Genomic DNA, 16,355 nt, shown 5'->3' on the forward strand with positions numbered 1-16,355 from the left:
GCGTCCGGTTCTTTTTATTGGAACGTTTCTTTGACAAAACGAACGACTTCTTCTGCTGTCGCAAGCGATAAAATGTGATCCTTCACTCGTTCCGCTTCTTGTTTGGACAGTTTCTTTAATTGCGAGCGGACGCGTAAAATCGATGTCGCACTCATACTAAATTCGTCTAAGCCGAACGCTAATAAAATCGGCACAGCAAGTTCTTCGCCCGCCATTTCACCGCACATGCCAACCCATTTGCCTTCTTTATGCGCCGCTTCAATGACGTTATAAATGAGGCGCAAAATGGCAGGGTTGTACGGTTGATATAAATACGATACGCGCTCGTTCATGCGGTCAGCCGCCATCGTATATTGGATTAAGTCGTTCGTTCCGATGCTAAAGAAGTCTACTTCTTTTGCAAATTGATCCGCCAATACAGCGGCTGCTGGAATTTCGACCATCATGCCGACTTCGATATGATCGGATACCGCAACACCTTCAGCGACAAGCTTTTCTTTTTCTTCTAAAAGAACAGCTTTCGCTTGACGGAACTCGTCTAACGTCGCGATCATCGGGAACATGATTTTTAAATTGCCATATACGCTTGCGCGCAACAACGCGCGAAGTTGCGTGCGAAACATGTCTTGCATATTTAAGCAAAGACGAACCGCACGGAAACCTAAAAACGGGTTCATTTCTTTTGGAAGGTCTAAATACGGCAATTCTTTGTCGCCGCCAATGTCTAGCGTGCGAACGACGACCGGTTTTCCTTCCATTTTTTCTAGCACCGTTTTATATGCTTCAAACTGTTCTTCTTCTGTCGGCAATTCGTTGCGTCCCATGTATAAAAATTCAGTACGGTATAAGCCGATACCTTCTGCCCCGTTCGCGAGTACACCCTCGACATCGTTTGGCGTTCCGATATTGGCAGCAAGCTCAACGTGATGACCGTCTTTCGTCGTCGTTTGTTCATGAACGAGCTTTGCCCATTCTGCTTTTTGGGCAGCGAATGTGGCACGTTTTTGTTCATATTGTGCAATCGTTTCTTCTGTCGGGTTGATAATGACTTCGCCATCAAGCCCGTCAATAATGACGACATCGCCGTTTTGAATAGCCGCTGTCGCTTCTTTCGTGCCGACGACAGCCGGAATTTCCATCGAGCGTGCCATAATGGCAGAGTGGGACGTCCGTCCACCAATGTCGGTTGTAAAACCTTTCACGTATTTTCGATTTAATTGAGCCGTATCTGACGGCGTTAAATCTTCAGCTACAATGATGACTTCTTCTGTAATCATGCTTGGGTTTGAAATCGTAACGCCTAATAAATGAGCGAGGACGCGTTTTGTGACGTCGCGAATGTCCGCGGCACGCTCTTTCATATATTCGTTATCCATCGCTTCAAACATCGCGATGAACATTGATGTGACATCATGAAGTGCAAATTCTGCATTCACACGTTCTTGTTCAATTTTTTGTTCGACCGCTTGCACGAGCTCTGGGTCGCTTAGTACGAGCAAATGGGCGGAGAAAATGGCTGCTTTATCCTCGCCGAGCTCTTTTAATGCATGCGCTTGAATCGCTTCAAGTTCTTCTTTCGATTTAGCGAGCGCTTGTTGAAAGCGGCGAACGTGTTCAGCTGGGTTTTCAATCGTTTGTTTTTCAACTGTTAAATCGGGATGTTCTAAACGGTACGCCTTCGCAATGGCAATGCCATTCGATGCAGCAATCCCTTGTAATCGTTTCATTACTCCGCTAATCCTTCTTTTGCTAGCGTTTCTGTTAATGCGTTAATTGCGTCTGCTGCATCGCTACCTTCAGCTGAAATTGTAATTTGCGCACCTTGTGGAATACCTAAAGACATGACACCCATAATCGATTTTAAGTTGACTTTTTTGCCGTTGTACTCTAATTGAATGTCGCTATCGAATTTGCTCGCTGCTTGCACTAACATCGTTGCTGGACGGGCATGAATACCAGATTCTGCAGTTACTTTAAACGTTTTTTCCATTTTGCTCATCTCCTCACTTTATATTTTGAAAACATAGAGGGCGAAAACCCTCTATGTTTTTTTACCGAAAAATGACGCATTTTGCAAGTAAATTATTTTTGAACGACGACAACGTCTTCGCCTTTTGTTACTGTTCCTTGTTTCGCGATATTTACCGTTTCTCCTGCTTGCAAGTTTGTGAAAATAATCGGTGTAACAATAGAAGGCGCATGTTGTTTCACATATGCAAGGTCGACTTTTAAAATCGGTTGTCCTTTTTTCACTTCTGTTCCTTCAGAAACAAGCGCTTCAAATCCTTGGCCGTTTAATTTTACTGTGTCAATGCCAAAGTGGATGAGCACTTCACGACCTGTTTTTGATTGAATGCCGATCGCATGTTTTGTTGGGAAGACGTTGATGATCGTGCCGTCTACTGGCGATACGACTGTCCCTTCTGTTGGCTCAACCGCAAAACCGTCACCCATCATTTTTGTTGAAAATACTTGATCTGGCACTTCAGAAAGCGGAACGACTTTTCCTGTTAATGGCGATGCGACTTGTTCTGTTTCGCCAGTCGCTTGTACTACTGGTTTTGCTTTTTCTACTGCTTTTGTCGGTACGCGACCTTCCATGATGTCTTTAATTTGTGTTTTTAAAATGTCTGATTTCGGTCCGAAAATGGCTTGAATGTTGTTTCCAACTTCTAATACGCCAGCTGCTCCGAGCGCTTTTAGACGATCTTTATCGACGTGTTGAACATCGTTTACTGAAACGCGTAAACGTGTGATGCACGCATCTAAATGCGCGATATTTTCTTTTCCGCCAAGCGCCGCTAAAATTTCGTGCGGGAGTTCGCCTGCATCCGCTGTCGCTGTTGTGTCTGTCGTTTCTTTTTCACGACCTGGCGTCGCTAAATCCCATTTGCGAATCGCAAAGCGGAAGCCGAAGTAGTAAATGACCGCAAACACTAAACCGACCGGAATGACAAGCCACCATGCTGTACGTCCTGGCAACACACCGAATAATAAGAAGTCGATGACACCGCCAGAGAACGTCATACCGATTTTGACGTCTAACATGTGCATGAGCATGAACGACAAGCCAGCAAAAACGCAGTGAATGGCAAACAGCACCGGAGCGACAAACAAGAACGAAAATTCGATCGGTTCGGTAATCCCAGTCAAAAACGATGTTAACGCTGCAGATCCCATGATGCCGGCAACGACTTTTTTGTTTTCTGGACGCGCTTCATGGTAAATGGCAAGCGCAGCTGCTGGTAAACCGAACATCATGAACGGGAATTTTCCTGTCATAAATGTCCCAGCTGTTAATTCAGCACCGTCTTTAATTTGTTCCATGAAAATACGTTGGTCACCGCGCACAAGCTCGCCTGCTTTGTTCACGTATTGACCGAACTCAAACCAGAACGGCGAGTAGAAAATGTGGTGTAAACCGAACGGAATTAATGCGCGCTCGATGACACCGAAAACGAATGCCGCTAACGTACGGTTTGCATCGATCATGTTGTGTGAAAAGGTGTTTAAGCCATGTTGGACAGGCGGCCATAACCATGTCATCACAATACCGAGAATTAATGCCGATGCCGCTGTTACAATCGGAACGAAACGTTTCCCTGCAAAGAAACCTAAGTAAGATGGCAATTCGATGTTAAAGTATTTGTTGTACATGTACGCTGCTAAAATACCGACGATAATCCCGCCGAATACCCCTGTTTGCAACGTTGGAATACCTAATACGTTTGCAAACGATGGATCTGTTCCGATTTGGTCTGATGTGACGCCTAAAATGACGCTCATCGTGACGTTCATCACTAAGTAACCGATGATCGCCGCTAAACCAGCAACACCTTCACCGCCAGCTAATCCGACGGCTACCCCTACCGCAAATAAAAGAGGCAAGTTGGCAAACACAATACCACCAGATTGCTCCATCACTTTCGCAACCATTTCGACCCAGCCTGTTTCTAACGCTGGAATTTTTTCAATTAACGCTGGGTTTTGTAATGCGTTACCGAACGCAAGCAAAATCCCCGCGGCTGGTAAAATCGCAACCGGAAGCATAAGCGCTTTACCGACTTTTTGTAACGTACCGAACGCTTTTTTCATATTAAAACCCTCCTTCATTTTGTTAATGTTTGCAACAAACGGCACATTCATGTATCCGAAGTAGATGAAACAACACATTAGACGTCTAACGAATGTAAGCATTTGCAAACGATGGAAAACAAAAAGGCATGGGCAAAGAACGACAGAAAAAGGGTACAATGATCCACCTCTTTTTCGCCTCCTTTACTCATGCCTGATCGAATCAGTAACACGTAAAGATAAGTGCGTCGTTATTCACTTTTTCCAGTTAACCGCTGTAAATGTAACGTTAAATATACGGCTTCGGCTTCATCTACCGGAAGCTGCAACGTTTGCTGCATAATTTTTATGAGCTTCCACGACAAATTATAACATAGCGGGTACGTCTCTTTCAATATATTCGACAATTTTTTTGGCTCTTCAATTTTTTCGCCTTTTTTCACGCGCTCAATCGCATAGCGCAAATGGCGAACAAATCGTAAATAATGAATGCTTTCACGATCAATGCGAATGTCGAGCTGTTCTTCAACAACGGACACGAGGCGGGAAATGAGCTGTGAATGTTGGTTCACTTCGGACAGTTGGTGATTTGTTAACGCACTATGAATGTGTAAAGCAATAAAGCCGATTTCCCCTTCCGGAAGCTCGATGTGTAACCGTTCATTCAACATGTTAACGACTTCTGTTGCTACGCCGTATTCAAGCGGATATAAACTTTTCGTTTCAACTAAAAATGGATTTTTAATGTCCATCCCTTGTTCTAATCGCTTGATTGCGAACAAAATATGATCTGTTAACGCCACGTGAATATGTTCGTTTAACGAGCTGTTCGTCCGCTTTTGAATGTGGCGAATGATATCGTTCATTAAGCCGATAAATTCTTCATCAACGTGTGGCAACAATTTTTTATATTGTTCTTGTTCACGCTCATTTTTTAAAATGAACCATTTTTCTACACCTTTTTGTTCAATGACGTCCCCTTTTTTCTTGCCAAATCCAATTCCTTTTCCGATTAATACGACTTCATCATACGTCGGATGGGAGGCAATGAGCACGTTGTTGTTTAACACTTTTTCAATGCGAAACGATTGTTCCACGTCTAGTTCGCCCCTTTAAAAACGTTTACATTACTTTCAATGTTACGAAACGAACAAAGCTACGTCAATGGAAATGCGATGTTTTTTGTCAAGACAGCTATGAATGTTTTTTGACAAAAAGGTGTTTCAGTTGCACAAATGCATGTATTCGATTAAACTTTTGTTCATCATAAAAATGGAAGGAGCTTGCCAAGCATGATTCGACTCATTGTTACTGATTTAGACGGTACGCTGCTCGGTTATGACCGTCGTGTAAAAGAAGAAGATCGTGAAGCAGTCGTGCGCGCGATTACAAACGGTATCGACTTTGCTGTCGCTTCTGGACGAATGGACAATGAAATTTTAGAAGTGTTGAAAGAAATCGGTCATGACGCTCATCGCATTAGCCAAAACGGGGCATTCGTATACACAAGCGACCATCATCTTCTTCATCAGCGTACATTTGACCCAGCGCTTGCCCGTTCCATTTACGAACAAGCGCGCACACTTGAAGCGATCGTGCTCGTATGTAACGAACAAACGAGCTTTGTCGAAACAAAAACGGAACAAATGGAGCATATGCGATCGCGACTATTTTTCGATATTGTTGAAAAGAAACAGATGCTCGATGCGATCGGCCATGATCTTTCTCCATCAAAAATTACCGTTATTGCTGAAGAAGACGTCATCAATCGTTTTCAGTCGTTCGTTCATAAACAATGGGATCGATATGTCGATACGTTCATTTCTGAACCGCGCTGTTTAGATATTATGCCAAAACAAATTAGTAAAGGCGAGGCGCTTCGGTTGCTTATGAATCATCTCAACATTCAACCGGAAGACGTCGCTTGTTTTGGCGATTCATTTAACGATATCCCGATGTTTCGCCTCACTCCACATAGTTTCGTTATGTCGCATGCGCCCGAACAAGTAAAAAAAGAAGCTCGTTACATCGTTTCCTCTGTTCATGAAGCGATTGAAACGGTGCTAACGATAAACAAAAAGATGCCTCAAATGTAAGAGGCATCTTTTTGCTTGCTGCTCCGTTAAAAAAGACGAACAGCTTTGACCGCACGCGGCGCCCAATAAGGTCTCATATTCGCGAAAGCAACACCTGTGCTTGTGGCAGCGTGCAATAACGTATTGGCGTCAACGACGATCGATACGTGGTTAATGACTCCATCTCCTGTCGTATCAAAAAAGATTAAATCACCTTTGCGCACGCTCGCAAGCGGCACTTCTGTTCCAACCATCGCTTGTTCGCGCGATGTGCGCGGCAATGTAATACCATTTTCTCTATACACGCGGTGGGTAAACGATGAGCAATCAAAAACGTCTGTGCGCGTCGTTGGTGCACCGAACAAATACGCCGCTCCGAGATATTTTTTTCCTGTTTCAATGATTGCATCTGCTCGCTCTTCCCATGAAAGCGGCACGTTAATCGTTTGTCCAACGCGAATAAAGTTCACGTTTGTAATCGTTGGATTTAGTGCGAGTAAATCGTCTAACGTCACATTAAATTTTCTAGCAATCGTCGACAATATGTCGCCTGGTTGGACGATATACGATTTACTTGCGCTATTTGTCGGCGCTGTTGATGCCGGCCTCGGCGATATAAGTTGGCTTGTTGTATTCGTTGTATTCGTTGTCGGTACTGTTAACGTTTGGCCAACGTAAATGCGTTTTACGTCTGTAATCGTCGGGTTTAGTTCAAGAAGGCGTGTAATGGTCGTATTATACTGCCGTGCGATCGTCGATAACGTATCGCCTCGCTGAATCGTATATGTTGTTGTTTGTGTCGTTGGCGCAGTTGTTTGTACATCAGGCACTTGCAATACTTGTCCGACATAAACGACATCTGTTGTTAATCGGTTCACTGTTTTTAATTCATTAACCGATATGCGGAACGTTTGAGCAATTTTCCATAACGAATCGCCCGACTTAACTGTATATTGTGCCGCATCAACCGCTTTTTCCCCTAAAAATAACGTCGATAATACTGCTCCAGCTACAATCGTCTTTTTCATCGTCCCAAACTCCTTCCTTTTTTGAAGCGCTTCCTTGTCCATATCATAACATGAAACTACAAATCTATTAACCGTATATTTTTAAACTATTCTTCCATTAAATTGAAATAAGCATGTATGAAAATGAAAGGAAGATGTGAGATGCCTTATACATTTTAAGAAAAAGCTGACGGTTATTTTCCGCCAGCTTTTTCTTTTAAATCATCACGAACCGTTCCTTCCCAGCGCGGCACGTTTGTGTAATACGCAGCGCGGCTAATGAGATGAGCCGCAACAGGAGATGTCATAAAAATAAACACGATGCCAAGCAAAAGCCGTGAGTTAAATTCACCGTTTTCAAGCAAAAAGTGAAAAAATGCACCGAGTAAAATGCACATCATGCCAAGCGTCGTGCTTTTGCTGATGGCATGGCTGCGCGTATATATATCCGGCAAACGAATCGCACCAACTGCCGACAAGAGCACGAGCACCGCTCCGAACAAAACAAGTGCTGCGACGAGCACATTACCGATCGCGATCACCACGTTCAATGACAACCCCTTTCTCTAAAAACTTCGCAAACGCGACCGTACCGACAAACGCTAAAATACCGATGAGCAAAATGACGTCTAAAAACGCGCTCGTATTTAACAGTATAGAAACGATCGCAACGATCCCAGCGAGCGTAATGCCCATCGCATCTAGAGCAATCACTCGATCAGCTGCGCTTGGACCTTTGACAACGCGGTATAAAAAACCAACCATCGCTATAGAAAGAATAACGAGAGCTACGTTCCAAATCATTTGCTCACCTCCATAATCGTTTTCTCAAACGATTGCTTAATGCTTTGAATCGCTTCGTGCACATCTGGACTATTTAAGGCGTGAATATACAACGTGCTTTTATCATCAGATACATCTAAAACGAGCGTACCTGGCGTGAGCGTAATGAGCATCGCTAACAATGTAATTTCCCATTCTTTTTTTAATTGTGTCGGCAAAGCGAAAATGGCCGGTTCAACGTGTAAAGACGGCTTTATAACGATTTTCGCCACCGCAATATTTGATAAAACAAGCTCTTTTAAAAAGATAAAAAGCAATTTTACAACGACAAACATCGGGGCGAGATAAAAACGCGAATGGAAGAATCGACGCAACATAAAAATAATAAGCAACCCGATGACGTACCCAATAATAAACGACGCCCCATTAAATGAAACGGTTAAAAACATCCAGACGAACGCTAAACATACATTTAATAAAATTTGAAATGCCATCGCTTTCTACTCCTTTAACACCGCTTGAATGTACATATTCGGATCCGCTAACACGTTAACCGCGTCGACGACAAACGGACGGATAAATTCAATTCCAACTCCATATGCAATAGATAAAACGAGAAGCAACAATACAGGAACGAATCGTCCATCGAGCGGCTTTCTTTCAAATCCTTTTTCCTCACCCCAAAAGCCGTTCATAAATATTTTCATGACCGAATATAACACGAGCAAGCTGGACAATAAGATGACAATTGCCTCGAAAAGCAAACCAGCATGTAAACTTGCTTTCACAATTAATAACTTCCCGATAAATCCGCTAAGCGGCGGAATGCCCGCAAGCGACAATGCAGCGATGAAAAATGACCACCCAAGCAGCGGATAAGACGACATTAACCCCGAAAATGAACGAATGTCATTTGAACTAGTGATGGAAAAAACAATACCGACTAGTAAAAATAATGTTGTTTTCATGACCATATCTTGCAACATGTAAAAAATCGTTCCTTCTAAACTTTCTGGCGTCATCATCGCTACCCCAAAAATCATAACGCCGACTGCAACGATAATGTTGTAAATGACGATATAGCGCATATCGTTATATGCAACTGCTCCAATGACACCGATGACGATCGTGCCGAGCGCAAGCCAAGCGAGCAACGTATGCGTGTAGCCGACATCACTCGTAAATAAAAGCGTAAACGTGCGCAAAATCGAGTACACACCAACCTTTGTCAACAAACCTCCAAACAAGGCTAATATCGGTGTCGGCGGGGCATAATATGCACCGGGAAGCCAAAAATATAGCGGAAAAATCGCTCCTTTTAAACCAAATACGATAATAAACAATACCGCAATAACCGTTAAAATAGGCGACATTCCTATTTCGCTTATACGCTCCGCTAAATGCGCCATATTTAACGTACCTGTTACTGCATATAAATACGCGACTCCAACGACAAATAGCGCCGAAGAAATAACGTTCACAAGCGTATATTTAATCGCTTCACGCAGCTGTATTTTCGTGCCTCCGAGCACAAACAGCACGTAAGACGACATAAGCATCACTTCAAAAAAGACGAACAAGTTGAACAAATCACCTGTCGTAAACGCCCCATTCACACCGACGATTAAAAATTGAAAAAATGAATAGTAATAAAACGTTTCCCGCTTATGCCCGATCGCATAAAAAGAATACACTAAACAAGCAAGCGCGATGATGCTTGTTGTCAACACAAGCAAAGCAGATAGCGAATCGGACACGAGCGTAATACCAAATGGAGCTGGCCAATTGCCAAGATTCAACGTTTGAATACCGTCTATATGCACACGGTACAACAACGCGCCGCTTGCAACAATTAAACTACATGTCGATATGAAAGAAATTATCCGTTGCCAAAAAACGTGCTTCGGAAAAAAAATAAGAATGATTGCTGTGACAAGCGGAATGAGAATAGGCAAAAGCAGAAGGTTATTCATCTCCCTTCATCCCTTCTATATGATCTGTTCCAATTTCTTGGTACGAACGGTATGCCAACACTAAGAAAAACGCTGTTACCCCAAAACTAATGACGATCGCTGTTAAAATGAGTGCTTGCGGCAACGGATCGACGTATCGTGCCGCCTTCTCCCCTAAAAGCGGCGGCGCTCCAACTTTTAACCCCCCCATCGTTAACAATAAAAGATGGGCACCATGACTGAGCAAACCCGTCCCGATAATAATGCGGAGCAAACTTTTGCTGAGCAACAAGTATGTCGCAGCGGTAAATAAACAACCGATAACGACAATCATAATCAGTTCCATTAGTGACTCTCCCCTATCGTTTCGATAATAATCATCGTCACGCCAATAACGACAAAGTAAACTCCTAAATCAAACAGCACAGCTGTATGAAGAGAAGTATAATCAAGCAACGGCAAATGAACGTATTCGTACGCATGCGTTAAAAATGGGCGGTCAAGAAACATGCTGCTCATGCCCGTTCCGACCGCAAACAACAATCCGATGGCGACAAGCCATTTATAATTAATCGGAATCATTTTTCGAACTGTTTCAATGTCGAACGCCAAAAGCAACAACACGATCGCACCAGCAGTCATCAATCCCCCAATAAATCCACCGCCCGGATAATAGTGCCCAGCAAAAAACAGTCGGACGGAAAATAAAACGATGATTGGTACGACAACAGCAGTGATTGTTCGCAAAATGACATCATTTCGCCTCATTTTTCATCCTCCTTCGCTAGCCGCAATTTCACCATTGCGTAAATACCTAAAGCAGCAATCGCTAACACACATATTTCAAACAACGTATCAAAGCCACGGAAATCAACTAAAATGACGTTAACCATATTTTTCCCGGCCGCTTTTTCATACGTATTGTCCACATAATATTGTGAAATCGAATCGAAATGCTTTCCTGCGTAAGCTAAAAAGGCAATGACGCTGACCGTCACCCCGACCGCAATGGAAATGAAGGCATTTCCTAAGTGAAAACCGACGCTTTCTTGCTTTTGGCTAAACTTCGGCAAATGATAAAAACAAAGTAAAAAGAGCGCAACGGAAATCGTTTCGATCACAAGCTGCGTCAACGCTAAATCAGGCGCGCGAAACAGAACGAAAAACAGCGCGACCCCGTAACCGACTGCCCCTAGTGAAACGATCGCTGTTAAACGCGATTTAGCAACAACTGTTGTCGCTGTTGCAACGACCATGGCAACTGCCAATACGATTTCATACACTCGCACAGACGCCAAATGACTTAAATCGATATACCATTGTTTTTTCAAACCGACCGTAAACAGAAGCAAAGCAACACTCGCCGTAAAAATGTACATTAAATACGTGCGCATCGAGCCGGTCATGATGCGCGACATGAGCGACTGTGATCCCCTTTCCATCCAAATGAAAGATTGGTCATAAACGAAATTTAAAGACATGCGTTCGGAGAGGCGATTATATAGTCCGCTCCATTTCGAAAACGTGCGATACAGCAGCATTCCGAGCAATAATACCCCAATCGTCATAAAAAGCTCAGGGGTAAAACCGTGCCAATGCGAAATGTATATATCGATTTGTTCGTTTGGTGCAAACAATCCGTACAATACCGCATATACCGCTGGTCCTAACAGAGAGTGAGATAACACGTTCGGCACAATGCCAATGACTACAACGAGCGACGCTAACACGATCGGTGCAACGAGCATGCCAAGCGGCGCTTCATGCGCTTCTTTTTCTAATAAATGTGGCTTGTACGTTCCAAAAAATGTTCGACTCAATAACAATACGCTGTATAAAAACGTAAAAATGCTCGCTATCCAAGCAACAACGGGTAAAATAACGGCCCATGCTTGTACGTCTTTTGCACGCAACATGGCGGTAAAAAACATTTCTTTACTTAAAAAGCCGTTAAATGGTGGCAAGCCTGCCATCGAAAGCGAGCCGATCAATGCGATTGTAAACGTGATCGGCATGATCGTCATTAATCCGCCAAGCCGTCGAATGTCACGCGTCCCCGTTTCATGATCGACGATGCCGACAACCATAAATAAACTACCTTTAAACGTCGCGTGGTTAAACAGATGGAAAATCGCTGCTAAAACTGCGACCATAAATAAATTTTCTTCCATCCAATCGTAATGAAACGCAAGCCCACCGACGCCTAAAAGCGATGTAATGAGCCCGAGCTGGCTGACAGTTGAGTAAGCTAAAATTGCTTTTAAATCGGTTTGTTTCGACGCTAAAAACGATGCCCAAAATAACGTTACAAGCCCGACGAGCGCAACTGTCCAAACCCAAAGAGAAGATACGGCAAAAATAGGTGTCAAGCGCGCAATTAAATAAATGCCTGCTTTCACCATTGTCGCTGAATGCAAATAGGCACTAACAGGCGTTGGTGCTTCCATCGCGTCAGGTAACCAAATATAGAATGGAAATTGGGCTGACTTCGTAAAAGCACCAAACAAAATAAGGAAAAGTGCAGGAATAAAGAGGGCATGTTCTGTTAACGAGGCTTGCATGAGCTCACGAACGCTATACGTCCCACCTGCGATGGCAAGGGCAACAAATCCCCCGAGCATAAGCAATCCACCAAACATTGTAATAAACATCGATTTTTGCGCCCCGTAGCGCGAACGATCACGTTTATACCAATAAGCGATGAGCAAAAACGACGAAATGGACGTCAACTCCCAAAAGACGTATAACGCAATGAGGTGATCGGATAACACGATCCCAAGCATCGCGCCCATAAATAAAAGCAAGTAGACGTAAAAGTTGCCAAGCTGTTCTTTTTCTTTTTGTAAGTAGTAAATGGAATACAGTACAACGAGCGAACCGATTCCGGTAATCAATAGGGCAAACAACAAACTTAATCCATCGACATATGCGTCGAACGAAATGTCGAGCGACGGAATCCAAGGCATCGTTGCTCGAACAACTTCGTATTTGCGCACTTCGTCCATATAAGACAAAAAATAAATGAATAGCGCGATAGGGAGTGGAAGAACAAACCATCCGACATGAAGCGAACGAACAAATTTGTATAAAAACGGAACAAGTATCGCCAACAAAAATGGCGCCAACATCGTCATATGTAATGTTGACATAAAAAAAATCAACCTCCTTCTGACATAGCAATCCTCTTTTTTGTACGAGTCATATGTATAAAAAGTTTCATTTTTTTCAAAATAAATGATAAAAGAAAGAAAGGAGTAACGCAATGATTCTTTTCCTTATGCTCACCATCATGATCGATAACTATGATACAGCGGAGAAAAAAATTGAGCCTTCCATTTACGCGACGGTAAACGAAAGGCATTATGAGCCGTTTCAACCGAGACAATACATTCGTAAAATCGAAAAGCATGAGGAAAAAACAAAAAAATAAAAAGAAAACACCCATTTAGCTAGGTGTTTTCCATTGCTCGCCTAACGTGCGAATCGAGTCGATGACGGCATCTAATTTGCCTTCAATCCGATGCAGCAAATAAAACGTCACCGCGATCGGAAAACCGACATCGGAAAGAAGTGACAAATATGCTTCCATCTTGCTCATCCCTTTCTATGTGATATACATAATAAGGTGCCCTTTACATGAGGGCACCTAGACGGCTTACGCAAACGTCCATTGTGTCACAGTTGTGTCAATGAGGCGCGCTCCCTTTTTCGCGATAAGATCGCCGCCGCTCGATGGAAAGACGTTTGCCGCAATGATCACGTCCATCACGTTAGCCACTTGTGTTTCTGTCACATCGTCGCGCGGGGCATCAACGCTTAAGCGAACCGTCTTTCCTTCTTCATTCACAAACTGTAATTCAAGCGTTTTCATTCATTATCCCTCCTATTCACCTAATACATGCACATCGTTGCGATACACGTGAACGAGCGGAGCGCTTTGCAAAGAGGCAAGCGCTTGGGCAACAGAGACGAGCGAGCTTTCCGTTGCGTTTGGCTTAATCGTATACGTTTTGTTTTTATATAGCGGTTTGCCCGTTTCTGTCACACCGACTTCAAACGTTAAGCGAAGTTGAGAACGTTGAAGCATGTCTCTCCCCTCCTTTCACTTATTACTATCGCAACGACGAGCGTAAAAGGTTAGGGACTACATCCATTTTTCTGCCCATACTTGCACAGCTTCCATCACAATGCGCAAATCTTTCCCTTTGTCCGTTAATTCATATTCAATGCGCACAGGCTTTTCAGGATACACATGACGAACGACAATTTGTTTTTCTTCCAACTCTTTTAATCGTTCTGTTAACATTTTTTGGCTAATTTCTGGAATGCTTTCTGCTAAATCTTTAAACCGAAGCGGTCCGCGAAATAAAACGTGAATAATAAGTCCATTCCATCGCTTCCCAAGCAGCTGAAACGCTGCTTCAATTTTCGGACAGACATGCGAATGTTCCATCAATCATCACCCTATGCATGAAATTTGACAAACTTATTATAACTAAGTTAGCATAAATACTGTTACTTATAAAAAGTAAGTAAAGATATTTTTGTGTGTATAAAAGGAGGATATATATGCTTTCGGTTATTGAACAACGACAATCCGTTCGAAAATATGATCCAACTGCAACAATTTCGAAAGAACAATTAACGAAACTGTTGCAGTTAGCAGGCAAGGCGCCTTCTGCTTGGAATTTGCAACATTGGCATTTCATCGTCTTCTACGGAAAGGAAGCGCAACAAAAGCTCCTTCCGATCGCTTACAATCAACAACAAATCGTTGAGGCGTCTGCGGTCGTTGCGGTGCTCGGCGACTTACAAGCTCATCAAAAAATAGATGCGGTGTACGATCCGCTCGTCGCAGAAGGAAAGATGACGAAAGACATTAAAGAAACGCTCGCTAAACAAATTGAAAGCGCGTATACGAATGCGCAATATGCCCGTGACGCCGCCTTCACAAACGCATCGTTAGCTGCCATGCAATTGATGCTTGCTGCCAAAGCAGAAGGGTTCGACACATGCGCCATCGGCGGTTTTGACCCACAAGCATTTATGAAAACATTCCATATTCCAGACCGATACGTTCCTGTCATGCTAATTACGATCGGAAAAGCGGCCGCTCCTGCCCATTCGTCGTACCGTTTACCGATTGATGAGCTCACGACATGGATACAATGATCATAAAAATGACCCGTTGTTACGACGGGTCATTTTTATGAAGCGGCAACACGATATGAACCTTTGTTCCTTCGCCGACTTTGCTTTCGATGTGCATCGTTCCTTTATGTTCATGAACGATTTTCATGCTCGTCGTTAAGCCGAGACCCATGCCTTTTTCTTTTAACGTATAAAACGGTTCCCCGATATGTTTCAACCGTTCTTGTTCAATGCCTTTTCCTGTATCTTCAATAACAAGATGGACGCGATCGTCTTCGTCTTCCGTTGTGATCGTCAGCACCCCCCCTTTCGGCATCGCTTCGAGTGCGTTTTTTACCACGTTGACGACGACTTGAATGAGCTCATTTTTATCGCCGTACACGATCGCTGTCGTGCGCGGTTCGTATTTGATTTGCACGTTTTGCAAAATCGCCTCGTACGTAAACAGCTCGATGACGTAATCGATGACATCGTTTAAATGAAGTGGTTTATACGCTTTCATTTGCGGCTTAGCGAGCACGAGAAGTTGGGTGACGATTTGATTCACGCGCTCAATTTCGTCTAACATAATTTGCACGAACCGCTCATCTACTTGTTTCGTTTCTTTCATCATTTGTAAAAAGCCTTTAATCGATGTGAGCGGGTTGCGAATTTCGTGGGCGATGCCTGCCGCCAATTCGCCGATAACCGATAGTTTTTCTTTTTTCAATAACAGCTGCTCTGCCACTTTTTGTTGCGTAATGTCGCGCCCGATGACGACAAGCCCTTTTCGTTTCCCATTTTCGTAAAATAGCGGCACTTTAATGACGTCAAACGTTTTCACTTCACCGTTCGGCGTCGGAAACGATTCTTCTGCGCGCGTTACCGTTTTCGCTCGCCATGTTTCTTCATCGGAATGAACGCAATACAATAGCGCTTCGCGAAAATGCGGAGTATATTCCGCGAGCTCGGCATCCGTTTTTCCCTTATAATCGACATGCTCGAGCCCGTATAACTTCAATCCAAATTCGTTCACTCTTAGCCAGCGTCCTTGTCCATCTTTAAACGATACGAAATCAGGCATCGCATGAATGAGCGTCAACAATTCTTGCTCCCTTTCGCTCATTTGCTTTAACGCGCGATGTTTTTTTAAGGCGATATACATAAATACCGCCGATAGCACGACAAAAAGCGACCCTTTTAAAGTTTGCACGTATGGCGCGATATGTGATGGAACAGGCAACTTGTCTACATACAAGTCAGTCAATATAATCCAAGCGAAACTAACAATTACATAGAGGAAAACGGCGTATTTCATTTGACAACGGAACCTT

General features: G+C 43.4%; 20 protein-coding genes. 3 read left to right on the forward strand and 17 right to left on the reverse strand.

Features of this window, described 5'->3' with window-relative positions:
• Positions 1-14: 14 nt before the first annotated feature.
• The 4 genes from ptsP to NSQ23_RS10275 form a co-directional block, all read right to left on the reverse strand.
• Positions 15-1,727 carry a phosphoenolpyruvate--protein phosphotransferase gene (gene ptsP, locus NSQ23_RS10260; RefSeq protein ID WP_339170629.1) on the reverse strand — a complete coding sequence of 571 codons (1,713 nt, stop codon included), beginning with the start codon at positions 1,725-1,727 and terminating at the stop codon, positions 15-17.
• Positions 1,727-1,999, reverse strand: a complete 273-nt coding sequence (locus NSQ23_RS10265) for a phosphocarrier protein HPr (RefSeq protein WP_274597923.1) — start codon at positions 1,997-1,999, stop codon at positions 1,727-1,729. Before NSQ23_RS10265 ends, ptsP begins: the two co-directional genes overlap by 1 nt.
• Positions 2,000-2,082: 83 nt before the next feature.
• Positions 2,083-4,095, reverse strand: a complete 2,013-nt coding sequence (gene ptsG / locus NSQ23_RS10270; RefSeq protein WP_339170630.1) for a glucose-specific PTS transporter subunit IIBC — start codon at positions 4,093-4,095, stop codon at positions 2,083-2,085.
• A 230-nt stretch (positions 4,096-4,325) separates the two neighbouring features.
• Complete coding sequence (locus tag NSQ23_RS10275; RefSeq protein WP_004891380.1) at positions 4,326-5,171, reverse strand: transcription antiterminator; 846 nt, start codon at positions 5,169-5,171, stop codon at positions 4,326-4,328.
• A gap of 195 nt (positions 5,172-5,366) precedes the next feature.
• Here NSQ23_RS10275 and NSQ23_RS10280 point away from each other — a divergent pair, with 195 nt between their 5' ends.
• Positions 5,367-6,170, forward strand: a complete 804-nt coding sequence (locus NSQ23_RS10280) for a Cof-type HAD-IIB family hydrolase (protein ID WP_004891383.1) — start codon at positions 5,367-5,369, stop codon at positions 6,168-6,170.
• A 26-nt stretch (positions 6,171-6,196) separates the two neighbouring features.
• On the opposite strand, the gene NSQ23_RS10285 is transcribed toward NSQ23_RS10280, so the two are convergent.
• The 8 genes from NSQ23_RS10285 to NSQ23_RS10320 form a co-directional block, all read right to left on the reverse strand.
• Positions 6,197-7,177 (reverse strand): LysM peptidoglycan-binding domain-containing protein, encoded by a 981-nt coding sequence (locus NSQ23_RS10285; RefSeq protein WP_339170634.1) that lies wholly within the window; start codon positions 7,175-7,177, stop codon positions 6,197-6,199.
• Positions 7,178-7,350: 173 nt separating this feature from the next.
• The gene (gene mnhG / locus NSQ23_RS10290; protein ID WP_081253703.1) at positions 7,351-7,701 is read right to left on the reverse strand and encodes a monovalent cation/H(+) antiporter subunit G; all 351 of its coding nucleotides are present in this window, start codon (positions 7,699-7,701) and stop codon (positions 7,351-7,353) included.
• Positions 7,682-7,960: a Na(+)/H(+) antiporter subunit F1 gene (locus NSQ23_RS10295; RefSeq protein WP_004891389.1), complete on the reverse strand. Its 279-nt coding sequence runs from the start codon at positions 7,958-7,960 to the stop codon at positions 7,682-7,684. The genes mnhG and NSQ23_RS10295 overlap by 20 nt, the downstream gene beginning before the upstream one ends.
• The gene (locus NSQ23_RS10300; RefSeq protein WP_339170637.1) at positions 7,957-8,433 is read right to left on the reverse strand and encodes a Na+/H+ antiporter subunit E; all 477 of its coding nucleotides are present in this window, start codon (positions 8,431-8,433) and stop codon (positions 7,957-7,959) included. Before NSQ23_RS10300 ends, NSQ23_RS10295 begins: the two co-directional genes overlap by 4 nt.
• A gap of 6 nt (positions 8,434-8,439) precedes the next feature.
• The gene (locus NSQ23_RS10305) at positions 8,440-9,912 is read right to left on the reverse strand and encodes a Na+/H+ antiporter subunit D (protein ID WP_339170638.1); all 1,473 of its coding nucleotides are present in this window, start codon (positions 9,910-9,912) and stop codon (positions 8,440-8,442) included.
• Entirely contained in the window at positions 9,905-10,237 is a 333-nt protein-coding gene (locus NSQ23_RS10310; protein WP_004891396.1) for a Na(+)/H(+) antiporter subunit C, read from the reverse strand. The genes NSQ23_RS10305 and NSQ23_RS10310 overlap by 8 nt, the downstream gene beginning before the upstream one ends.
• On the reverse strand, positions 10,237-10,659 hold the full coding sequence (locus NSQ23_RS10315; protein ID WP_339170639.1) for a Na(+)/H(+) antiporter subunit B: 423 nt from the start codon (positions 10,657-10,659) through the stop codon (positions 10,237-10,239). The genes NSQ23_RS10310 and NSQ23_RS10315 overlap by 1 nt, the downstream gene beginning before the upstream one ends.
• Positions 10,656-13,040 (reverse strand): Na+/H+ antiporter subunit A, encoded by a 2,385-nt coding sequence (locus NSQ23_RS10320; protein WP_339170640.1) that lies wholly within the window; start codon positions 13,038-13,040, stop codon positions 10,656-10,658. The genes NSQ23_RS10315 and NSQ23_RS10320 overlap by 4 nt, the downstream gene beginning before the upstream one ends.
• A gap of 113 nt (positions 13,041-13,153) precedes the next feature.
• Here NSQ23_RS10320 and NSQ23_RS10325 point away from each other — a divergent pair, with 113 nt between their 5' ends.
• Complete coding sequence (locus tag NSQ23_RS10325; protein ID WP_339170641.1) at positions 13,154-13,321, forward strand: hypothetical protein; 168 nt, start codon at positions 13,154-13,156, stop codon at positions 13,319-13,321.
• A 15-nt stretch (positions 13,322-13,336) separates the two neighbouring features.
• On the opposite strand, the gene NSQ23_RS10330 is transcribed toward NSQ23_RS10325, so the two are convergent.
• The 4 genes from NSQ23_RS10330 to NSQ23_RS10345 form a co-directional block, all read right to left on the reverse strand.
• Positions 13,337-13,480, reverse strand: coding sequence for a YvrJ family protein (locus tag NSQ23_RS10330; protein WP_003396709.1), 144 nt, complete (start codon positions 13,478-13,480; stop codon positions 13,337-13,339).
• A 66-nt stretch (positions 13,481-13,546) separates the two neighbouring features.
• Complete coding sequence (locus NSQ23_RS10335) at positions 13,547-13,762, reverse strand: DUF2922 domain-containing protein (protein ID WP_004891406.1); 216 nt, start codon at positions 13,760-13,762, stop codon at positions 13,547-13,549.
• 12 nt (positions 13,763-13,774) lie between these two features.
• Entirely contained in the window at positions 13,775-13,978 is a 204-nt protein-coding gene (locus tag NSQ23_RS10340; protein ID WP_004891408.1) for a DUF1659 domain-containing protein, read from the reverse strand.
• Positions 13,979-14,035: 57 nt separating this feature from the next.
• Positions 14,036-14,344 carry a helix-turn-helix domain-containing protein gene (locus NSQ23_RS10345; protein ID WP_004891410.1) on the reverse strand — a complete coding sequence of 103 codons (309 nt, stop codon included), beginning with the start codon at positions 14,342-14,344 and terminating at the stop codon, positions 14,036-14,038.
• A gap of 116 nt (positions 14,345-14,460) precedes the next feature.
• Here NSQ23_RS10345 and NSQ23_RS10350 point away from each other — a divergent pair, with 116 nt between their 5' ends.
• The gene (locus tag NSQ23_RS10350) at positions 14,461-15,063 is read left to right on the forward strand and encodes a nitroreductase family protein (protein ID WP_004891411.1); all 603 of its coding nucleotides are present in this window, start codon (positions 14,461-14,463) and stop codon (positions 15,061-15,063) included.
• A 19-nt stretch (positions 15,064-15,082) separates the two neighbouring features.
• Here NSQ23_RS10350 and NSQ23_RS10355 read toward each other — a convergent pair whose 3' ends face one another.
• Positions 15,083-16,339 carry an ATP-binding protein gene (locus NSQ23_RS10355; RefSeq protein WP_339170644.1) on the reverse strand — a complete coding sequence of 419 codons (1,257 nt, stop codon included), beginning with the start codon at positions 16,337-16,339 and terminating at the stop codon, positions 15,083-15,085.
• Between the last annotated feature and the right edge of the window lie 16 nt (positions 16,340-16,355).

This window comes from Anoxybacillus sp. FSL W8-1294 (genome assembly GCF_037965005.1).
Classification (GTDB): Bacteria; Bacillota; Bacilli; order Bacillales; family Anoxybacillaceae; genus Anoxybacillus; species Anoxybacillus flavithermus_G.

What these genes read in the sequence shown, in the direction of transcription:
- NSQ23_RS10305 (WP_339170638.1), bottom strand. Translation starts at nt 9,912, where the DNA reads ATGAATAACCTTCTGCTTTTGCCTATTCTCATTCCGCTTGTCACAGCA.
- ptsP (WP_339170629.1), bottom strand. Translation starts at nt 1,727, where the DNA reads ATGAAACGATTACAAGGGATTGCTGCATCGAATGGCATTGCCATTGCG.
- ptsG (WP_339170630.1), bottom strand. Translation starts at nt 4,095, where the DNA reads ATGAAAAAAGCGTTCGGTACGTTACAAAAAGTCGGTAAAGCGCTTATG.
- NSQ23_RS10285 (WP_339170634.1), bottom strand. Translation starts at nt 7,177, where the DNA reads ATGAAAAAGACGATTGTAGCTGGAGCAGTATTATCGACGTTATTTTTA.
- NSQ23_RS10315 (WP_339170639.1), bottom strand. Translation starts at nt 10,659, where the DNA reads ATGAGGCGAAATGATGTCATTTTGCGAACAATCACTGCTGTTGTCGTA.
- NSQ23_RS10310 (WP_004891396.1), bottom strand. Translation starts at nt 10,237, where the DNA reads ATGGAACTGATTATGATTGTCGTTATCGGTTGTTTATTTACCGCTGCG.
- NSQ23_RS10355 (WP_339170644.1), bottom strand. Translation starts at nt 16,339, where the DNA reads ATGAAATACGCCGTTTTCCTCTATGTAATTGTTAGTTTCGCTTGGATT.
- NSQ23_RS10335 (WP_004891406.1), bottom strand. Translation starts at nt 13,762, where the DNA reads ATGAAAACGCTTGAATTACAGTTTGTGAATGAAGAAGGAAAGACGGTT.
- NSQ23_RS10280 (WP_004891383.1), top strand. Translation starts at nt 5,367, where the DNA reads ATGATTCGACTCATTGTTACTGATTTAGACGGTACGCTGCTCGGTTAT.
- NSQ23_RS10300 (WP_339170637.1), bottom strand. Translation starts at nt 8,433, where the DNA reads ATGGCATTTCAAATTTTATTAAATGTATGTTTAGCGTTCGTCTGGATG.
- NSQ23_RS10265 (WP_274597923.1), bottom strand. Translation starts at nt 1,999, where the DNA reads ATGAGCAAAATGGAAAAAACGTTTAAAGTAACTGCAGAATCTGGTATT.
- NSQ23_RS10340 (WP_004891408.1), bottom strand. Translation starts at nt 13,978, where the DNA reads ATGCTTCAACGTTCTCAACTTCGCTTAACGTTTGAAGTCGGTGTGACA.
- NSQ23_RS10320 (WP_339170640.1), bottom strand. Translation starts at nt 13,040, where the DNA reads ATGTCAACATTACATATGACGATGTTGGCGCCATTTTTGTTGGCGATA.
- NSQ23_RS10345 (WP_004891410.1), bottom strand. Translation starts at nt 14,344, where the DNA reads ATGGAACATTCGCATGTCTGTCCGAAAATTGAAGCAGCGTTTCAGCTG.
- NSQ23_RS10295 (WP_004891389.1), bottom strand. Translation starts at nt 7,960, where the DNA reads ATGATTTGGAACGTAGCTCTCGTTATTCTTTCTATAGCGATGGTTGGT.
- NSQ23_RS10325 (WP_339170641.1), top strand. Translation starts at nt 13,154, where the DNA reads ATGATTCTTTTCCTTATGCTCACCATCATGATCGATAACTATGATACA.
- NSQ23_RS10350 (WP_004891411.1), top strand. Translation starts at nt 14,461, where the DNA reads ATGCTTTCGGTTATTGAACAACGACAATCCGTTCGAAAATATGATCCA.
- NSQ23_RS10330 (WP_003396709.1), bottom strand. Translation starts at nt 13,480, where the DNA reads ATGGAAGCATATTTGTCACTTCTTTCCGATGTCGGTTTTCCGATCGCG.